Origin of the sequence: Tessaracoccus lubricantis (assembly GCF_039544535.1) — a bacterium.
Classification (GTDB): domain Bacteria; phylum Actinomycetota; class Actinomycetes; order Propionibacteriales; family Propionibacteriaceae; genus Arachnia; species Arachnia lubricantis.
On the sequence record NZ_BAABLV010000036.1, the window covers coordinates 368,078 to 384,044 of the forward strand.

The window sequence follows — 15,967 nt, forward strand, 5'->3', positions numbered from 1 at the left end:
GCGAACGGCCCGTGTCAAATCACGGGCGCAACGCATAGCGGGGCAAGGAACCACAGTACACCAAACAGCAGCAGACGGCAACAGCCGCCGGCTCGGGAATTTCAGCCTGCGGTGAAAGCGACTCCACGTCGAGTCGCGTTACGAATCATACCGGCACACGGGCCGCCCGCAAGTGGGCGCGTCGGTGGAGACGACCAACGGCCCGCCCCCTCGCGGGAACGGGCCGTCGGAACGAGTGGGTGACGCTAGATCACTTGAACTCGACGGTGCCGCCGGCGGCCTCGAGGGCCTCCTTCGCCTTGGCAGCGGTGTCCTTGTCGACGCCCTCGAGCACCGGCTTCGGGGCGCCCTCGACGAGGTCCTTGGCCTCCTTCAGGCCGAGGGAGGTCAGAGCGCGCACCTCCTTGATGACGGCGATCTTCTTGTCGCCACCGGAGGTCAGGATGACGTCGACCTTGTCCGAGCCACCCTCGTCGCCAGCGTCGCCAGCGGCGTCGCCGGCGGCAGCGGCCGGAGCAGCGGCGGCGACGGCCACCGGGGCAGCGGCGGTCACGCCGAAGGTGTCCTCGAACAGCTTGACGAACTCGGAGAGCTCGATCAGGGTCATCTCCTTGAAGGCGTCAAGGAGCTCGTCGTTGGTGAGCTTAGCCATGAGGCTTTCCTTTCAGATTTGTCCGCAGCGTGCGGAACAGTTGTTATTCCGCAGCTTCCGCTGCTTCGGGTGCCGCTTCCGCGGCGGGGGTCTCGTCCGTGGCTTCGGCGGCCGGCGCGGAGCCTGCGCCACCGATCAGGGAGGGGTTGGCCTCTGCAGCGTCGCGCAGCGCGCCGAGGACGCGAGCGCCCTGCGACAGCGGGGCGGCCAGCAGGTAGGCGGCCTTGGCCAGGTTGGCCTGGAGCGCGCCTGCCATCTTCGACAGCAGGACCTCGCGGGATTCGAGGTCAGCCAGCTTCAGGACAGCCTGGGCGTCGAGGAACTTGCCTTCCAGGACACCACCCTTGATTGCCAGAGACGGATTCGCCTTCGCGAAGTCACGCAGCCCCTTGGTGGCGGCTGCGATGTCACCGGTGACGAATGCGATGGCGGTGGGGCCGGTCAGGGTCTCGTCGAGACCCTCGATGCCGGCTTCCTTGGCCGCGATCGCCGTCAGGGTGTTCTTCGCAACGGCGTAGGTGGCGTTCTCACCGAGCGAACGGCGCAGTTCCTTGAGCTGCGCCACGGTGAGACCGCGGTACTCGGTCAGCACTGTCGCTTCGGACTTGCTGAATGCCTCAGTAAGCTCCGAAACCTTGGCAGCCTTGTCCGGCCTCGCCATATGAGTCTCCTTCCGGTCTAACACCTCTGCCCGCCCTGGAAGGGGCGGCCCGAGGGCCGAAGTGACGCGTGACACAAAAAAACGCCCCTGCGCAGGCGGCGCGGGGCGGACAGGACTGGGCCTGTAAGCTTCTACGTTCACCTGCGCGGGTGCCTTGCGGCTTTATGGCTGTTGAGCCACCTGCGGTCTTCGGCTCGCGAAACGATACCCGACCTCGCGCCGCGCACCAAATCGCATCCCCCCGCACGTTGGTCACCCCGCGGATGCGGCGCGGGCAGCGGCGTCCATTAGGATTTGGCAGTTGAGACCACCTTGTATCCGCATCGGGAGAATCACATGCGCCGAATCCTCGCCACCGGCCTGCTGGCCGCCCTCACCCTGACCGCCTGCGGCGGCCAGGACGCAACCGAGTCGGCAGACTCGACCGACCGCACCCACGACGTCTCCGGCGTCGAGAAGGTGGACGAGATCGCCGCCCTCCTCCCCCAGGACGTCGCCGAGAAGGGCACCCTCATCGTCGGGGCCGCCACCGACTACGCCCCCGCGGAGTTCCGCGCCGACGACCTGCAGACCGCCATCGGCTACGACGTCGACCTGAGCAAGGCGCTCGGCCGCGTCCTGGGCCTCGAGGCCGAGGTCGTCGACGGCGAGTTCGCCTCGCTGCTGGCCGGGATGGGCTCCAAGTACGACATCGGCATCTCGTCGTTCACGATCTCGCCGGAGCGCACCGCCGCCTACAACATGATCAGCTACATCGAGGTCGGCTCGAGCTACGCCGTCAAGAAGGGCAACCCCGAGGGCCTCAACCCCGACGACGTGTGCGGCGAGTCCATCGGCGTGCAGACCGGCACCTGGCAGGAGGAGGAGCTGACCGCGTTCAGCGAGGAGTGCGCCGCCGCCGGCAAGGAGGCCATCGACATCCTCTCCTACCCGCGCCAGAGCGACGTCACCACCAACGTGGTGGGCGGCAAGGCCAAGGCCTTCTACGCCGACTCCACCGTCGCCAGCTACTCGGTGGCCATCACCGGTGACCAGCTCGAGGTCGTCGGGGGCGTCCGCGACGCGGCCCCGCAGGGCATCGTGGTGCCGCAGGACGACGCCGAACTCACCGAGGCCGTCCAGAAGGCGATGCAGCACCTCATGGACGACGGCACCTGGCAGGCCATCCTCGACTCCTGGGGCGTCGAGGAAGCCGGCCTCACCACGGCCGAGCTGAACCCCGGCAGCTGAGCATGGACACCCCCCAGCCGGAACTGATCCGCGCCCGCCCCGTCCCCAGGCCCAGCGTCTGGATCTGGGCGGTCGTCGTCGCCGCGCTGTTCGCGCTGTTGGTGTACAGCCTCATCACCAACCCGAACTACCGCTGGGACGTCGTCGCGCAGTACCTGTTCGACGCGCGCGTGATCGCCGGCGTGGGGTGGACCCTCATCCTGACGGTGGCGGCCATGGCGCTCGGCATCGTCCTGGCCGTCACCACGGCGATCATGCGGATGGGCACCAACCCCATCCTGCGCTGGGTCGCCTACCTCTACATCTGGTTCTTCCGCGGCACCCCCATCTACACGCAGCTGGTGTTCTGGGGCCTCATCGCCGTGCTCTACCCGCGCATCGGCGTACCGTTCGGCCCCGAGTGGCTCCAGTTCGACACCCAGGACGTCATCAACGCCACCGTCGCCGCCATCCTCGGCCTGGGCCTCAACGAGGGCGCCTACCTCTCCGAGATCGTCCGCGGCGGCCTCAGCTCGGTCGACAAGGGCCAGTGGGAGGCGTCGACCGCCCTCGGCATGAAGCGCTCGACGACCCTTCGTCGCATCGTGATCCCGCAGGCCATGCGTGTCATCGTGCCGCCGACAGGCAACGAGACCATCTCGATGCTGAAGACCACGTCGCTGGTGCTGGCCGTGCCGTTCTCCCTCGAACTGACGTTCGTCACCAACGCCATCGGCAACAAGAGCTTCCTCCCCGTGCCGCTGCTGATCGTGGCGGCCATCTGGTACCTGTCGATCACCTCGATCCTCATGGTGGGCCAGGCCCGCCTGGAACGCTACTACGGCCGCGGCTTCGACGATTCCGAGGCCCCGGCCGGCAGGGCCAAGGGCATGTCGAAGAAGCAGCAGGCCATCCTCGCGTCCGGTACCGTCCATGCCGACCCCAACCTGGAGGTGACCCCGTGACCGCCACAACCCCCATGGTCGACATCCAGGGCGTGCACAAGTTCTTCGGTGAACTCCACGTCCTCAAGGGCATCGACCTGCAGGTGCAGAAGGGCGAGGTCTGCGTGGTGCTGGGCCCGTCCGGCTCCGGCAAGTCCACCCTGATCCGCTGCATCAACGAGCTCGAGCAGATCAGCGCCGGCCGGCTGTACGTCGACGGCGAACTCATGGGCCTGCGCGAGGTCGACGGTGTGCTCCACCGCCTCAGCGACAAGCAGATCGCCAAGCAGCGCGAGCGCGTCGGCATGGTCTTCCAGCGCTTCAACCTGTTCCCCCACATGACCGCGCGCGAGAACGTCATGGAGGCGCCGCGGCAGGTGCGCGGGCTCGGCCGGGCGGAGGCGGCGCAGCTAGCCGACGAGCAGCTCGCCCGCGTCGGGCTCTCGGAGCGGGCAGACCACTACCCGTCGCAGCTCTCCGGCGGGCAGCAGCAGCGCGTCGCGATCGCTCGCGCCCTGGCGATGCAGCCGGACCTGATGCTGTTCGACGAGCCGACGTCCGCCCTGGACCCCGAACTGGTGGGCGAGGTGCTGGCCGTGATGCAGGAGTTGGCCGCCAGCGGCATGACCATGGTCGTGGTGACGCACGAGGTGGGCTTCGCGCGCGAGGTCGGCGACCAGGTCGTGTTCATGGACGACGGCGTCATCGTCGAGCGCGGCGCCCCCCGCGACGTCATCGACCACCCCCGGCAGCAGCGGACTGCGGATTTCTTCAACAAGGTCCTCTGAGCCACTCCCTGACCTAAAGGACCTAGTGGTCGCCCTCCCCCGGGATTACAGTCAGCGCAACATCGTCGGCTGACCCGGGAGGGAGTGATCATGTCCTCAACCGCACAGGGTGCGCTGCTACCAGCACCGGACCAGGTGGAGACGGCCGCTGGCGCGGCGCGACGGGGCGCGGCCAGGAGGCGACGCGGCCCCAGGGAGAAGTACAACCGGCGCGAGATCCTCGCCGCCTTCCTGTTCATCTCGCCGTGGATCGTCGGCTTCCTCATCTTCACTGTGGTCTCGATGACCTACAGCCTGGTGCTGTCGTTCACGAACTACGACCTGGTCACCAACACCATGAACCCCAGCGGCATCCGCAACTACGAGGCGCTCGTCTCGGATCCCAAGGTGCTCACCTCCCTGGGCAACACCTTCACCTATGCCGTGATGGCCGTGCCCCTCGAGATCGCCGTGGCCCTGCTCATCGCGATGCTGCTCAACTCCGTCAACCGCGGCGCCGGCCTCTTCCGGGTGATCTACTACCTGCCCAAGATGACGCCCGCCGTCGCGACGGCGGCGGTGTTCCTGCTGCTCCTCAACGGCAACCAGGGCGCGATCAACAAGGCGCTGGCCGCCATCGGCATCGACGGCCCCCAATGGCTGCTGGATCCGGCGTGGGTCAAGCCGTCGATCGTCATCATGGCTGCCTGGGCCGTGGCCGGTTCCGCCATGATCTTCCTCGCGGCGCTGCAGAGCGTCCCGCAGGAACTGTACGAGTCCGCGGCGATCGACGGTGCCGGGAGGTTGCGCCAGTTCGTGACGATCACGCTGCCGATGATCTCCCCCACGCTCTTCTTCATCACGATCACCCTGACGATCGCCTCGCTGCAGGTGTTCGACCAGGCGTACCTGCTGTTCTACCGCGACGCCAGTTCCGCCGCCCCCGACGCCGCACTGTTCTTCGGCGTCTACCTGTACCAACAGGCGTTCCAGCAGTTCAACTTCGGGCTAGCCGCCGCCATGGCGTGGCTGCTGTTCCTGATCATCCTCGTCATCACGATCGTCCAACTCAAGGTGGGCAACCGCATGGTCTACTACGAAGGAGGTGCCCGATGACCACCGTGGAGGAGGCCGCGGCGCGGTCCGCGGCAGGCAGCCACACCGGATCAGGCATCCAGTGGTGGCGCATCCGGGCCGGCGTCTCCGAGGTGCTGCGCTGGGTACTGCTCCTGGCGCTGGGGATCGCGTTCCTGTACCCGCTGCTCTGGCTGCTCAGCGCGAGCTTCAAGCCCCGCGGCGAGGTGTTCGACAACGCCTTGATCCCCAAGACATTCACCCCCACCAACTACGTCGAGGTGTGGGACCAGCTGCCGCTGCTGGCCTGGCTGGGCAACTCGGTGTTCATCGCGCTCGCCGCCGCCTTCCTCATGACGATCTCCTCGTCCATGGTGGCCTTCGGCTTCGCCTACTTCCGCTTCCCCGGCCGCAACCTCCTGTTCGGGCTGGTCCTGGCCACCATGATGCTGCCCGGCGCCGTCACGCTGATCCCCAACTACCTCATCTGGAAGTTCTTCGGCGCCCTGGGCACCAACATCCCGCTGTGGGGTGGTGCCCTGTTCGGATCGGCCTTCTACATCTTCCTGATGCGCCAGTTCTACCTGGGCGTGCCCCGCGAACTGTTCGAGGCCGCGCGGATCGACGGGTGCGGCTACTGGGCCCTGTTCCGCAGGATCGCCTTCCCCCTGACGTTGCCCAGCGCCATCATCATCTTCCTGTTCGAGTTCCAGGCGTCCTGGAACAACTTCACCGGTGCGCTGATCTACCTCAACTTCGGCACGCCGGAGAACTTCACGGTGCCCCTGGGCATCAACTACGCGATGACCAAGTACTCCCCCACCGCCGGCGGCCAGGGCGACTACCAGTACGTGATGGTGGCCGCCCTGCTCGTCACGCTGCCGATGCTGATCCTGTTCGCCTTCGGGCAGAAGTACTTCATCAAGGGCATCTCGGCCGGCGGCATGAAGGGCTGACGGGGCACGACGGAGGGCGGGAGAGATGCTCCCGCCCTCCGTCGCGTCCGGTGGATCAGCCGTTGTCCAACGCGTCCCATGCGGTCATCGCCTGCGCCTGCGCATCTGCGAGCGCCTGCTCGGGCGTCTTGTCACCGGCCAGCGCTGCACCGGCGGCGTTCTTGATGGCCTCGTCGATCGGCTGGCCCACCGGCGAGGCACCCAGGGTGCGGGTGTCGGCCAGCGAGTCGTAGGCCGTGGTGATGAGCTTGTCGAAGTCGGCGTTCCCGCTCTCCTTGACGTGCGCGTCCCGCACCGCCTGGTCTGCCGCCGGCGAGCCGGTGAAGAGACCGGTGTTGATCGAGTCGTTCTCGGTCACGGTCTTGGCCCGGGCGTCGCCGGCCGCCTCCCAGGCCTCCTGGCTGGTCACGGTGGTGATCCACTGGCAGGCGGCGACGGGGTTCTTGGCCTGGGCGGGGATCGCCAGTGCGGTGCCGCCGGCCATCGCGAACGGGTTGCCCTCGAGGTCCTTGATCGGAACCGCGTCGAGCTGGACGTCGTCCTTGGCACCGGCGAGCACGTTGATGTACCACTGGGCCCACAGGCCGGCGGCGGTCTGGTTGGCGACGTACTGGTTCTGGTCACCGAACACGTCCCACGTCTGCTTGAAGGACGAGACCTCGGCGTAGCCGCCCTGCGCCTCCATCAGTTCCTTGAGGAACGTGAGGGCCTCGACGTTCTTGGGGTCGTCGATCACGGGCTTGCCGTCGTCGTCCATGACGCCGCCACCGAAGACGGTGAACCAGGTCGCGATCGAGCCGGGCATGTCGGGGTCGAACCCCAGCGTCGTCGGCTGAGCGCCCTTCATCTGGGTCAGCTCCCCCGCCAGTGCCACGAGCTCATCCGGCTTGGAGGTGTCGAACTGGTCCGCGGTGACACCGGCGGGCTCCGTCACGGCCTTGTTCACGATGATGATCGAGGGCTGGAAGAACTGCGGTGCCGCGTAGATGTTGCCGTCCCAGGTGACATCCTCCACCACCGCCGGGTACCAGTACTCGCCCGCGTCGACCTCCTGCGCGGCGAAGCAGTCGTCCATCGGCATGAGGAGGCCCTTCTGGGCGTAGGTCGCGATGAATGCACGGTCCATCTGCACCACGTCGGGCAGGTTCCCCGCGGCGGCCAACGTCGCGAACTTCTGGGCGTCGAAGTTGGCGGTGTCCATCTCGACGGTGACGCCGCCGAGTTTCTCCTCGGCCAGGTCGGCGCGGGACTGCCCCACCTCGTCGCCCGGGTTGAAGGCGAGGGTCTTCAGCGTGCCGCTGGCCTCGCCCGAGAAGTCGACGTCGCTCCCCTCGGCCGTTCCGTCACCGTCGCCGTTGCCGCCCCCACAGGCCGTCAGCGTGAGCGCCACTGCTGCGGCGACTCCCATCATCTTCACGTAACGCATGTGTCCACCACCCATCTGCGGCTGTCAGGGCCGCATCGGTTTCGTCCGAGCACCATAACCCCGCCCTCCGGGCATGCCTAGGGTTCTCCGGCGCATCAGGACACTTCTACCCCTGGGGGTGGGAACGCAGAAGCCCCGGCAGATCCGCGATCTGCCGGGGCCTCCGTCGTGTGGCTGCGAGGCGGTTACCAGACTCTCATGCTCCGGCCGCCACCGAGCGGCACGAAGTTCAAGATCAGACCCACCACGATCAGGATGATTCCGATCCAGGTGAGGATCGAGATGTTCGCGATCAGGCCAATGATGAGCAGGATGATTCCGAGGATCACCATGATGGTCAACTCCTTCCGGGTTGTTGACTATTGTGAGCGGGGACCGCTCTTTTTACTAGCTTTCCCGCGTCCCAGACCCCGGCGTCACCCCCAAACGGGTGAGTTGCGCCGATGTCAGTTGCGCTAGTGGCGGCCATCTGCCCCTGCGAGGCGGCTCTCCACCCACGAGGCTTCCGTGCGGACGGGCCGCCCGGCCACGAGTCGACCGTCGGCCACGAAACCCTCCTCCCTGCCCGCGAGGTGCCGGATCAACCGCTGCCGCCAGCCGTCGACCTCCTCGGTCCGCGTCGCGTCGTGGACGAGGTTGTGCAGCTCCCGGGGATCGTCGTCGAGGTCGAAGAACTACTCGATGCCGGAGCCCGACCACCACACCAGCTTGCGATGGCCGTCGGTGACCCAGTGCATCGACTCCCACCCGTTCAGCCGGTAGGTGTGCTCACCATGGATCTCGTCACGCCAGGCGACCCGTTCGCCGCGCATCAGCGGCAGGCCACTACGGCGCGTCGCACGCAGTGGCTCCTCGCCGCAGCGGCCGACGTCGGCTTCCCCGCGCCGGCGCTTCACGACTTCGACCAGCGTTCGCCCAGCGGTGAGGACGCCCGTGCGCTCTTCGGCGCCGCCGGGAGGGACGGACGCGCTGCGATCGTGTGTTCCTCGGACCGCGCGGCGATCTCGTTGCTGTGGCGCGCCGTGCGCGACGGGATCAGCGTGCCGGCGGAGGTCCGCATCACCGGCATGGGCAACATCGACGAGGGCAACTCCACGGCGCCCAGGCTCACGACCCTCGGCGCTCGGCAGACGGACTACTCCGAGACCATCGACGGGCTGCTCGACCGCATCGACGACCCCGGTCTGAGCCCCCGCGCCCACGACCTCAACTGGCACCTGATCAAGCGCGACTCCGGCTGACCACCTCGACGGCGGCCCGGAGTGCCGTGACCAGTTCGGGAAGCGCGCTGACTCCGGCGACGCCGCCGCGGTCCGCAGGGCGCGGTTCGGCGCCGTCAGTCTCGGCTCCGACGAGCGCCTCGCCCGTGGCGCGCAGCGCCGGCACGTGGATGAAGCCGGCCGGCCCGTCGAAGCCGGTCAGCGCCGCCCGGAAGACCGCGTTGCAGACGTAGCGCCCAGCGTCCTGGCTGGGCTGGGCCTCGATCCCTGCCGCCCGCATGGCCTCGACGATGCCGTCGACGTCGATGCGCGAGGCGAGCGAGGGCGCAAGGTCGTCGATGGGCCCTGAGGGCTGCGCGCCGTCGTTGTCCGGGATGCGGGCGCTGCGCTCGTTGACCGCCCACCGCTCGGGGGTGACGGCAGTGCGCCCGCCGGCCTCCCCCACGCAGATCACCGCGTCGGGCCGGGTGGCGGCGATCGCTGCTGCCAACGCCGTCGGGGCACGGTCGAACGAGACCGGCAGCGTCACGACGTGCAGGTCGACCGCAGGGTCGTCCCACGTGGCACCCAGCTGCTCCACGGCGTCACCGCTGGCGTTGGCCACGTCGCCGCCGAACGGCTCGAAGCCGGAAACGAGAATGCGCATGGGTGTCATTGTGACACCCATGCGCAGTTCTTCGGAGTTGGTGATCAGGCCTCGGCGGCCGGCTTGACGGCGGAGGCGTCGATGCTGACCGAGGGGCTCATCGTGGCGGAGACGGCGACCTTGCGGAGGTACCGACCCTTGGCAGCCGACGGCTTGAGGCGGAGGACCTCGTCGAGCACTGCGAAGTAGTTCTCAGCGAGCTGCTTCTCGGTGAACGAGGCGCGGCCGATGATGAACTGCAGGTTCGCGTGACGGTCGACGCGGAACTCGATCTTGCCGCCCTTGATGTCGGCGACGGCCTTGCCGGTGTCCATGGTGACGGTGCCGGTCTTGGGGTTCGGCATCAGGCCACGGGGGCCGAGGACGCGGCCGAGGCGGCCGACCTTGCCCATGAGGTCAGGGGTGGCGACGACTGCATCGAAGTCGAGGTAGCCACCGGCGACCTTCTCGATGAGCTCGTCGGTGCCGACCTCGTCGGCGCCGGCCGCGCGGGCGGCGTCAGCCTTGTCACCGGCGGCGAAGACGAGGACCCGTGCCGTCTTGCCAGTGCCGTGCGGAAGGTTGATGGTGCCGCGGACGAGCTGGTCCGCCTTGCGGGGGTCGACGCCGAGGCGCATGGCCACGTCGATCGACTCGTCGAACTTGGCCGAGGCCATCTCCTTGACGAGGCGGATGGCCTCCTCAGGGCTGTACGCCTGGCCCTCGGCGCGCTTGTCGGCGGCTGCCTTGTATGCCTTGCTGTGCTTCATGCTGGTTCCTTGTGTTCGTGCCGGGCTCGCAGCCCGGTCCACCAGTTCTGGCGCGGGGAGCACTCCCCTACCAGGGATTTCGGTTGGGGGTCAGATCACTCGGCGACGGTGACGCCCATGGAGCGGGCGGTGCCTTCGATGATCTTCATGGCGGCCTCGACGTCGTTGGCGTTGAGGTCGGGGAGCTTCGTGGTGGCGATCTCGCGGACCTGGTCCTTGGTGATCTTGCCGACCTTGTCAGCCAGGGGGTTGGCCGAGCCCGACTTGAGGCCCGCAGCCTTCTTGATCAGTTCCGACGCCGGCGGCGTCTTCGTGATGAAGGTGAACGTGCGGTCCTCGTAGATGGTGATCTCGACGGGGATGATGTTGCCGCGCTGGGATTCGGTCTGGGCGTTGTACGCCTTCACGAACTCCATGATGTTGACGCCGTGGGGACCGAGAGCGGTACCGACCGGCGGGGCAGGCGTGGCAGCGCCGGCCTGCAGGGCGACCTTGACGAGGGCCGCGACCTTCTTCTTGGGAGGCATGGGTGGGTCCTTTACCTAAACGGATGGTTGGCGCGCCTGGGAACAGGCGCGACGCACAATCTTAGACGACCTTCTCGACCTGCTTGAAATCCAGGTCGACAGGGGTCTCGCGGCCGAGGATCTCGACGAGAGCGATGAGCCGCTGATTGTTGGCGTTGATTTCGGTGATCGTGGCGTGCACCCCGGTGAAGGGGCCGTCCGTCACCATGACGGAGTCGCCGACAGCCAAGTCGACGACCTCGACCTTCTTCTTCCGCGACGCCTCGGCACCCGCGTGAGCGGCGTTGACCTTGGCGACCACGGAAGGAGTCAGCATGTTGACGACCTCGTCGATCGACAGCGGGACGGGCTGCTGGCCCTGGCCCACGAAGCCGGTCACGGAGGGGGTCTGGCGCACGGCGCTCCACGAGTCGTCGGTCAGTTCCATCCGCACGAGCACGTAACCGGGCAGCACGCAACGGGTGACGGTCTTGCGGCCGTTGTTGCGGACCTCGACGACGTCCTCGGTGGGGACGACCGTCTCGAAGATGTAGTCCTCCATGTTCAGCGTGGTGACACGGGCGTCCACGTTCTGCTTGACGCGGTTCTCCATGCCGGAGTACGTGTGGATCACGTACCAGTCGCCGAACTTGGCCTCGAGTTCCTCGCGGAGTTCCCGGATGGCGGCCTCGAGGGCCTCATCGCGGTCCTGGGAGGCCTCTTCCCCGGCCTCGTCGCCCTCGTCCCCGGCCAGCGGGCCGAGGTCGATGGAGGTGTCGTCGTCCTCGGTCACGCCCAGGGCGCCGAGGTCGATCTCCACGTCGTCGGTGGGGGTCTCCTCGATCGGGCCGAGGTCGACCTCGAAATCTTGGTTGTCAGTCATGGATCAGCTCCCAAACAGCTGCAGCAGCGACCAGCCGAAGAAAAGGTCCAGCAGGCCGACGATGGCGATCATGATCAGCACGAAGACCAACACGGCCGTGAACATCGTCACGGTCTGGGGCCAGGTGGGCCACACGACCTTCCTCAGCTCCGAGCCCGACTGCTTGGCGAACTCGACGGGGTTGGACGCCCGGTAGGGGTCCTCGTGCTCGGCGAGCGCATCGGAGCGCTTGCGCGTTGCGGTGTCCTTCTTGCGGACGGGGGCCTTCACGGTGCGACGGACGGGGGCCAGCGCAGCGGCGGCCTCCTGCTCCTCGGGCGTGAAGTCCTTCTCGAGCTCGCCGAGGGTGATGTCCTCGTCGGCTTCGGCCACTTCCTCTTCGGCTGCGGCGAGCGCTTCGGGATCGTCGATCTCGACGGCGTCGTCTTCGGGCGCGTCGGGCTCGCCGGAGACGGTCTCCTCGATCTCCGGTTCCGCGTCGTGCGACTTGTCGCTCACGCTCGTTCCCTTCGCTTGACAAACAAAATGCCTCCGGCCGGGAAGCCGTAGGCGGGGCGAGATAACCGTGCTGGCTACCTAGCAGGGCAGGAGGGACTCGAACCCCCAACCTGCGGTTTTGGAGACCGCTGCTCTGCCAATTGAGCTACTACCCTTTGGCGGTTGGTTGACCGGGCGGGACGTGCTTTCGGTGTGCACGCTCCGACCTTTGCAACTGAACCGGTGCTCGTCCACTATAGGGGTTTTCCGGCGATGAGTCGAACCAGGGCCCATGTGCGCACTACTGGTGACCGACCAGCCCGTGCTGGTATGCGGCCACCACCACCTGCACCCGGTCCCGCAGGCCCATCTTGCGCAGGATCGCGCCGACGTGCGACTTGATGGTGGACTCCGAGGCGAAGATCGTCTGCCCGATCTCGACGTTGCTGAGGCCCTGCGCCACCAGACCGAAGACCTCGCGCTCCTTCTCGGACAGCTCCGTGAAGCCGGCGGGCGGGGCTGGCTTCTCCTGGAACGACGAGTCCAGCAGCGCGGCCAGGTCCTCCGGTGCGATCACGCCGTTGCCGCTGTGCACCGTCCGGATGGAGTCGGTGAGCATCTGCGGCGTGATGTCCTTGAGCAGGAAGCCGCTGGCGCCGTGCCGGATGGCCGTGGCCGCGCGGTCGTCGAGGTTGAACGTGGTCAGGACCAGCACCTTGACGGCCGAGCCGGTGGCGACGGCGTTGCCCAGGATGCGGCGCGTGGCCTCGACGCCGTCGACGCCGGGCATGCGGATGTCCATCAGGATGACGTCGGGGTCCACCTGCGTGGCGAGCGCGACGGCTTCCTCGCCGTCGGAGGCCTCCCCCACCACCTCGAGGTCGTCCTGCGCGTTGACGATGACCCGGATGGCGGAGCGGAACAGTTCCTGGTCGTCGACCAGCATGACGCGGATGGGCATCGGCTACTCCTAGTTGGTTCGCAGCGGCAGCCAGGCGGTGGCGGTGACCACGTCGCCGTCCTCGCCCGGGTGCCGGTTGAGTTCGAAACTACCGCCAACGGCCTGCAGCCGCGCGGTCATGCCCGGGATGCCGCCTCCGTGCAGGGCGCGCGACAGCGTGTGGCCGCCGTCGATGTTGCGCACCTCCATCGTCAACCGGTCGGCCCAGGTGAGCGCCACGGCGATCGGTTGGCCGTGCTCGCCGTGCTTGATGGCGTTGGTGAGCATCTCCTGCAGCACCCGGTAGGCGACCGTCTCGGCATCGGGTGGCAGTGCCCGGCCCTGCCCCAGTTGGGTCACCTCCAGGTCGACCCCCGAGGCCCGCACGCTGTCGAGGAGCGCCCCGAGGCCGCCCGGCGGGGCGGGGACCGGCGGGTGCTCGCCCCGGGCGGCCTGGAGGACCTCGCGGATCTCGCCCAGCGAGCGACGGGCGCAGGAGGCGATGTTGTTCATCGATTCGTGCAGGTCCTGCGTGTTGGTGAGGTACTGCGCCGATTCGGCCTGCATCAGGATCACGGCAAGGGAGTGGCCGACGACGTCGTGCACGTCGCGGGCCAGCCTGGCATTGGCCGCCTCTGCCGCCGCCACGCGCGACATCCGCTGCTCCTCGATGACGGCGTGCCGCTGGGCCTCGATCGCCCGCCTGCGCTGCCACTCGGCGTCCTCGGCGCGGGCCTGTTGGACCCGCACCTGGGCCTTGGCGCGTTGGCGCAGGCCCAGCAGCCACGGCGCGCCCAGGAAGCCTGCGACCACCACGAAGGTGAAGGCCGTACCGCCCAGCCCGAACGTCGAGCCGTAGGAGGCGTCGGGGAAGAACTGGCGGCCGATGATGGAGGCCGCGATCATCGCACCGAACGCCAGCGAGACGCCGGACACGATGACCGTGGCACGCGCCCCGAAGCGGGTGACGGTGTAGGCGAGCCAGGCACCGGCCACGACCTGGATGAGCAGGGGGACCGTGTCGGGCCGGGCCATCACGATGAACAGGCTGCCCGCCCAGAACACCGCGAGCGACGCGCCGGGCTGCCGCCGCGCCAGGATCAGCACCGCGGCCATGAACAGCGCTCCGATCGCCCGCTCGGGCAGCGGGCTGGAGAAGGCGTAGAGCAGGAACGTGGGCACGCCGATCACGACGGCGACCGCGAGTGCGATCCGGTCGGCGAGGAGACCCCACTCGACGCTCTCGGGGCGGGCATGGGCGGCTTGCATGGGGGTCAATGTACGTGGCCGCGACATCCGCCGACATCCGACTCAAGGTCGGCGTCACTGGTACCGACGGCGGGTCTTTCGTCAGCGGCCGCGCCGACGTCCCCCGCCGCTGGCGGAGAAGGCGGCGACACCGCCGGTGCCGCCGGCGCGGGTCGGGGTCTCGGCGCGTCGTCCGCTGCGCTGCCGCTGGGAGCGCGGCTGTTCGCCGTTGTGGGAACGCTGGCCGGCGGGCTTGCCGGTGCCACGCGACCCACGTCGACGCCGACCGCCGTTGCCGCCGCCACCGGAGTTGCCGCCGGCGGGCTGCTGCGGCGTGCGCTTCACGATCCCACCCGGGAAGGAACGCTCGCCGGGGGCGATCTCGAGCAGCACGGGATGCCGCTCGTCGGCCCGGGTGACGGTGGGCTTGACGCCCGCCTTGCGGGTGAGGGTGCGCACGTCGCCCTGCTGCGCGTCGAGCATCAGGGTCACGACGGTGCCCTCGGCGCCGGCCCGGGCGGTGCGGCCCGAACGGTGGGTGTAGGCCTTGTGCTCGACCGGCGGGTCGGCGTGGATGACCAGGCCCACGTCGTCGACGTGGATGCCGCGGGCCGCGATGTCGGTGGCGACCAGGGTCTGGGCGGCGCCGGAATGGAACGCCTGCATGGAGCGCTCGCGGTCGTTCTGGCTCATGTTGCCCTGCAGCTCGACGGCGGGGATGCCCGCTGCGTTGAGCTGGCGGGCGAGCTTCTTCGCGCGGTGCTTGGTGCGGGTGAACACCACGGTGCGCCCGGGCGCAGCCACGAGGCTGAGGAGGACGGGAAGGTGCTGGTCATTGGTGACGTGCAGCACGTGGTGGTGCAGCGTCGGCACCGGGGACTCGGCCGAGTCCGCCTCGTGGACCTTCGGCTGGTGCAAGAACTGCTTGACCAGCGTGTCGACGGCCTTGTCCAGCGTCGCCGAGAACAGCATGCGCTGGCCGGTGGCGGGCGTGGCGGCAAGGAGGCGGCGCACCGACGGCAGGAAGCCGAGGTCTGCCATGTGGTCGGCCTCGTCGAGGATCGTGATCTCCACCGACTCAAGGCTCACGTGGCCCTGCTCGATGAGGCTCTCGAGGCGGCCGGGGCAGGCGACCACCACGTCGACGCCCTTGGCCAACGCCGTCACCTGGGGGCTCTCCTTCACGCCGCCGAAGACGGTGCGCGAGGTGAGGCCGGCGGTCTCGGCGAGCGGGGCGAGGGCCTCGTCGATCTGGGTGGCGAGTTCGCGCGTCGGCGCGAGGATGAGGGCGCGGGGCCGCTTGGGGGCGCGGCGGGTGCCGCTCTCCAGCAGCCTGGCGACCATCGGCAGCAGGAACGCGTACGTCTTGCCGGAGCCGGTGCGGCCGCGGCCGAGCACGTCGCGGCCCTGCAGCGAGTCAGGCAGCGTCGCGGCCTGGATGGGGGTGGGGATGGTGATGTTGCGCGCCTCGAGGACGGCAGCCAGTTGCGCGGGCACGCCGAGCGCGCCGAAGGACTTGGAGGTCAAGAGTGGTTCTCCAGATAGGGGTGATGCGGCGGTTCTGCCCGGCGCGGAACTCATCCGCAGCGCGATGGCATCGAGGGAAAAG

18 protein-coding genes and 1 tRNA gene are annotated in these 15,967 nt (G+C 68.4%); 6 read left to right on the top strand and 13 right to left on the bottom strand.

The window, feature by feature from the left end; translation table 11 throughout:
• Nucleotides 1-250: 250 nt before the first annotated feature.
• Nucleotides 251-652 carry a 50S ribosomal protein L7/L12 gene (gene rplL, locus ABEA30_RS12755; protein WP_345583413.1) on the bottom strand — a complete coding sequence of 134 codons (402 nt, stop codon included), beginning with the start codon at nt 650-652 and terminating at the stop codon, nt 251-253.
• Between the two features lie 43 nt (nt 653-695).
• A complete protein-coding gene (gene rplJ, locus ABEA30_RS12760) occupies nt 696-1,313 on the bottom strand; it encodes a 50S ribosomal protein L10 (protein WP_345583415.1) in 618 nt (205 codons plus the stop codon).
• Nucleotides 1,314-1,649: 336 nt separating this feature from the next.
• Between rplJ and ABEA30_RS12765 the strand changes: the two genes are divergently transcribed.
• The 5 genes from ABEA30_RS12765 to ABEA30_RS12785 all read left to right on the top strand — a co-directional run bounded on the left by ABEA30_RS12765 (nt 1,650) and on the right by ABEA30_RS12785 (nt 6,263).
• Nucleotides 1,650-2,543 carry an ABC transporter substrate-binding protein gene (locus tag ABEA30_RS12765; RefSeq protein WP_345583417.1) on the top strand — a complete coding sequence of 298 codons (894 nt, stop codon included), beginning with the start codon at nt 1,650-1,652 and terminating at the stop codon, nt 2,541-2,543.
• 2 nt (nt 2,544-2,545) lie between these two features.
• Nucleotides 2,546-3,487 carry an amino acid ABC transporter permease gene (locus ABEA30_RS12770; RefSeq protein WP_345583419.1) on the top strand — a complete coding sequence of 314 codons (942 nt, stop codon included), beginning with the start codon at nt 2,546-2,548 and terminating at the stop codon, nt 3,485-3,487.
• 14 nt (nt 3,488-3,501) lie between these two features.
• Complete coding sequence (locus tag ABEA30_RS12775) at nt 3,502-4,254, top strand: amino acid ABC transporter ATP-binding protein (RefSeq protein ID WP_345583537.1); 753 nt, start codon at nt 3,502-3,504, stop codon at nt 4,252-4,254.
• A gap of 90 nt (nt 4,255-4,344) precedes the next feature.
• A complete protein-coding gene (locus ABEA30_RS12780; RefSeq protein ID WP_345583421.1) occupies nt 4,345-5,349 on the top strand; it encodes a carbohydrate ABC transporter permease in 1,005 nt (334 codons plus the stop codon).
• Nucleotides 5,346-6,263 carry a carbohydrate ABC transporter permease gene (locus ABEA30_RS12785; RefSeq protein WP_345583423.1) on the top strand — a complete coding sequence of 306 codons (918 nt, stop codon included), beginning with the start codon at nt 5,346-5,348 and terminating at the stop codon, nt 6,261-6,263. Before ABEA30_RS12780 ends, ABEA30_RS12785 begins: the two co-directional genes overlap by 4 nt.
• 55 nt (nt 6,264-6,318) lie before the next feature.
• Here the strand turns inward: ABEA30_RS12785 and ABEA30_RS12790 are convergent, their stop codons facing one another.
• Together ABEA30_RS12790 and ABEA30_RS12795 are read right to left on the bottom strand one after the other, a co-directional pair.
• A complete protein-coding gene (locus ABEA30_RS12790) occupies nt 6,319-7,689 on the bottom strand; it encodes an ABC transporter substrate-binding protein (RefSeq protein WP_345583425.1) in 1,371 nt (456 codons plus the stop codon).
• A gap of 185 nt (nt 7,690-7,874) precedes the next feature.
• On the bottom strand, nt 7,875-8,021 hold the full coding sequence (locus ABEA30_RS12795) for a hypothetical protein (protein ID WP_345583427.1): 147 nt from the start codon (nt 8,019-8,021) through the stop codon (nt 7,875-7,877).
• A 111-nt stretch (nt 8,022-8,132) separates the two neighbouring features.
• On the opposite strand from ABEA30_RS12795, the gene ABEA30_RS12800 reads away from it, so the two are divergent.
• A complete protein-coding gene (locus tag ABEA30_RS12800) occupies nt 8,133-8,930 on the top strand; it encodes a substrate-binding domain-containing protein (RefSeq protein ID WP_345583429.1) in 798 nt (265 codons plus the stop codon).
• On the opposite strand, the gene ABEA30_RS12805 is transcribed toward ABEA30_RS12800, so the two are convergent.
• The 9 genes from ABEA30_RS12805 to ABEA30_RS12845 all read right to left on the bottom strand — a co-directional run bounded on the left by ABEA30_RS12805 (nt 8,911) and on the right by ABEA30_RS12845 (nt 15,885).
• Complete coding sequence (locus tag ABEA30_RS12805) at nt 8,911-9,555, bottom strand: pyroglutamyl-peptidase I (RefSeq protein ID WP_345583431.1); 645 nt, start codon at nt 9,553-9,555, stop codon at nt 8,911-8,913. The two genes, ABEA30_RS12800 and ABEA30_RS12805, sit on opposite strands and share 20 nt — an antisense overlap.
• Nucleotides 9,556-9,599: 44 nt before the next feature.
• Entirely contained in the window at nt 9,600-10,304 is a 705-nt protein-coding gene (rplA, locus tag ABEA30_RS12810) for a 50S ribosomal protein L1 (protein WP_345583433.1), read from the bottom strand.
• Between the two features lie 95 nt (nt 10,305-10,399).
• Nucleotides 10,400-10,831, bottom strand: a complete 432-nt coding sequence (gene rplK, locus ABEA30_RS12815; protein ID WP_345583435.1) for a 50S ribosomal protein L11 — start codon at nt 10,829-10,831, stop codon at nt 10,400-10,402.
• A 61-nt stretch (nt 10,832-10,892) separates the two neighbouring features.
• A complete protein-coding gene (gene nusG / locus ABEA30_RS12820; RefSeq protein ID WP_345583437.1) occupies nt 10,893-11,693 on the bottom strand; it encodes a transcription termination/antitermination protein NusG in 801 nt (266 codons plus the stop codon).
• Nucleotides 11,694-11,696: 3 nt separating this feature from the next.
• A complete protein-coding gene (gene secE / locus ABEA30_RS12825) occupies nt 11,697-12,191 on the bottom strand; it encodes a preprotein translocase subunit SecE (protein WP_345583439.1) in 495 nt (164 codons plus the stop codon).
• A gap of 82 nt (nt 12,192-12,273) precedes the next feature.
• Nucleotides 12,274-12,346 (bottom strand) — tRNA-Trp (locus ABEA30_RS12830).
• A 125-nt stretch (nt 12,347-12,471) separates the two neighbouring features.
• Nucleotides 12,472-13,131, bottom strand: a complete 660-nt coding sequence (locus ABEA30_RS12835; protein WP_345583441.1) for a response regulator transcription factor — start codon at nt 13,129-13,131, stop codon at nt 12,472-12,474.
• 9 nt (nt 13,132-13,140) lie between these two features.
• The gene (locus tag ABEA30_RS12840; RefSeq protein ID WP_345583443.1) at nt 13,141-14,379 is read right to left on the bottom strand and encodes a sensor histidine kinase; all 1,239 of its coding nucleotides are present in this window, start codon (nt 14,377-14,379) and stop codon (nt 13,141-13,143) included.
• A gap of 81 nt (nt 14,380-14,460) precedes the next feature.
• Nucleotides 14,461-15,885 carry a DEAD/DEAH box helicase gene (locus ABEA30_RS12845; protein ID WP_345583445.1) on the bottom strand — a complete coding sequence of 475 codons (1,425 nt, stop codon included), beginning with the start codon at nt 15,883-15,885 and terminating at the stop codon, nt 14,461-14,463.
• Nucleotides 15,886-15,967: the final 82 nt, after the last annotated feature.

Coding starts and splice junctions, on each gene's coding strand:
- ABEA30_RS12780 (WP_345583421.1), top strand. CDS start 4,345: ATGTCCTCAACCGCACAGGGTGCGCTGCTACCAGCACCGGACCAGGTG.
- ABEA30_RS12805 (WP_345583431.1), bottom strand. CDS start 9,555: ATGCGCATTCTCGTTTCCGGCTTCGAGCCGTTCGGCGGCGACGTGGCC.
- ABEA30_RS12840 (WP_345583443.1), bottom strand. CDS start 14,379: ATGCAAGCCGCCCATGCCCGCCCCGAGAGCGTCGAGTGGGGTCTCCTC.
- ABEA30_RS12765 (WP_345583417.1), top strand. CDS start 1,650: ATGCGCCGAATCCTCGCCACCGGCCTGCTGGCCGCCCTCACCCTGACC.
- ABEA30_RS12835 (WP_345583441.1), bottom strand. CDS start 13,131: ATGCCCATCCGCGTCATGCTGGTCGACGACCAGGAACTGTTCCGCTCC.
- rplA (WP_345583433.1), bottom strand. CDS start 10,304: ATGAAGCACAGCAAGGCATACAAGGCAGCCGCCGACAAGCGCGCCGAG.
- ABEA30_RS12790 (WP_345583425.1), bottom strand. CDS start 7,689: ATGCGTTACGTGAAGATGATGGGAGTCGCCGCAGCAGTGGCGCTCACG.
- ABEA30_RS12795 (WP_345583427.1), bottom strand. CDS start 8,021: ATGGTGATCCTCGGAATCATCCTGCTCATCATTGGCCTGATCGCGAAC.
- ABEA30_RS12785 (WP_345583423.1), top strand. CDS start 5,346: ATGACCACCGTGGAGGAGGCCGCGGCGCGGTCCGCGGCAGGCAGCCAC.
- rplJ (WP_345583415.1), bottom strand. CDS start 1,313: ATGGCGAGGCCGGACAAGGCTGCCAAGGTTTCGGAGCTTACTGAGGCA.
- ABEA30_RS12770 (WP_345583419.1), top strand. CDS start 2,546: ATGGACACCCCCCAGCCGGAACTGATCCGCGCCCGCCCCGTCCCCAGG.
- nusG (WP_345583437.1), bottom strand. CDS start 11,693: ATGACTGACAACCAAGATTTCGAGGTCGACCTCGGCCCGATCGAGGAG.
- ABEA30_RS12775 (WP_345583537.1), top strand. CDS start 3,502: ATGGTCGACATCCAGGGCGTGCACAAGTTCTTCGGTGAACTCCACGTC.
- ABEA30_RS12800 (WP_345583429.1), top strand. CDS start 8,133: ATGTCAGTTGCGCTAGTGGCGGCCATCTGCCCCTGCGAGGCGGCTCTC.
- rplK (WP_345583435.1), bottom strand. CDS start 10,831: ATGCCTCCCAAGAAGAAGGTCGCGGCCCTCGTCAAGGTCGCCCTGCAG.
- rplL (WP_345583413.1), bottom strand. CDS start 652: ATGGCTAAGCTCACCAACGACGAGCTCCTTGACGCCTTCAAGGAGATG.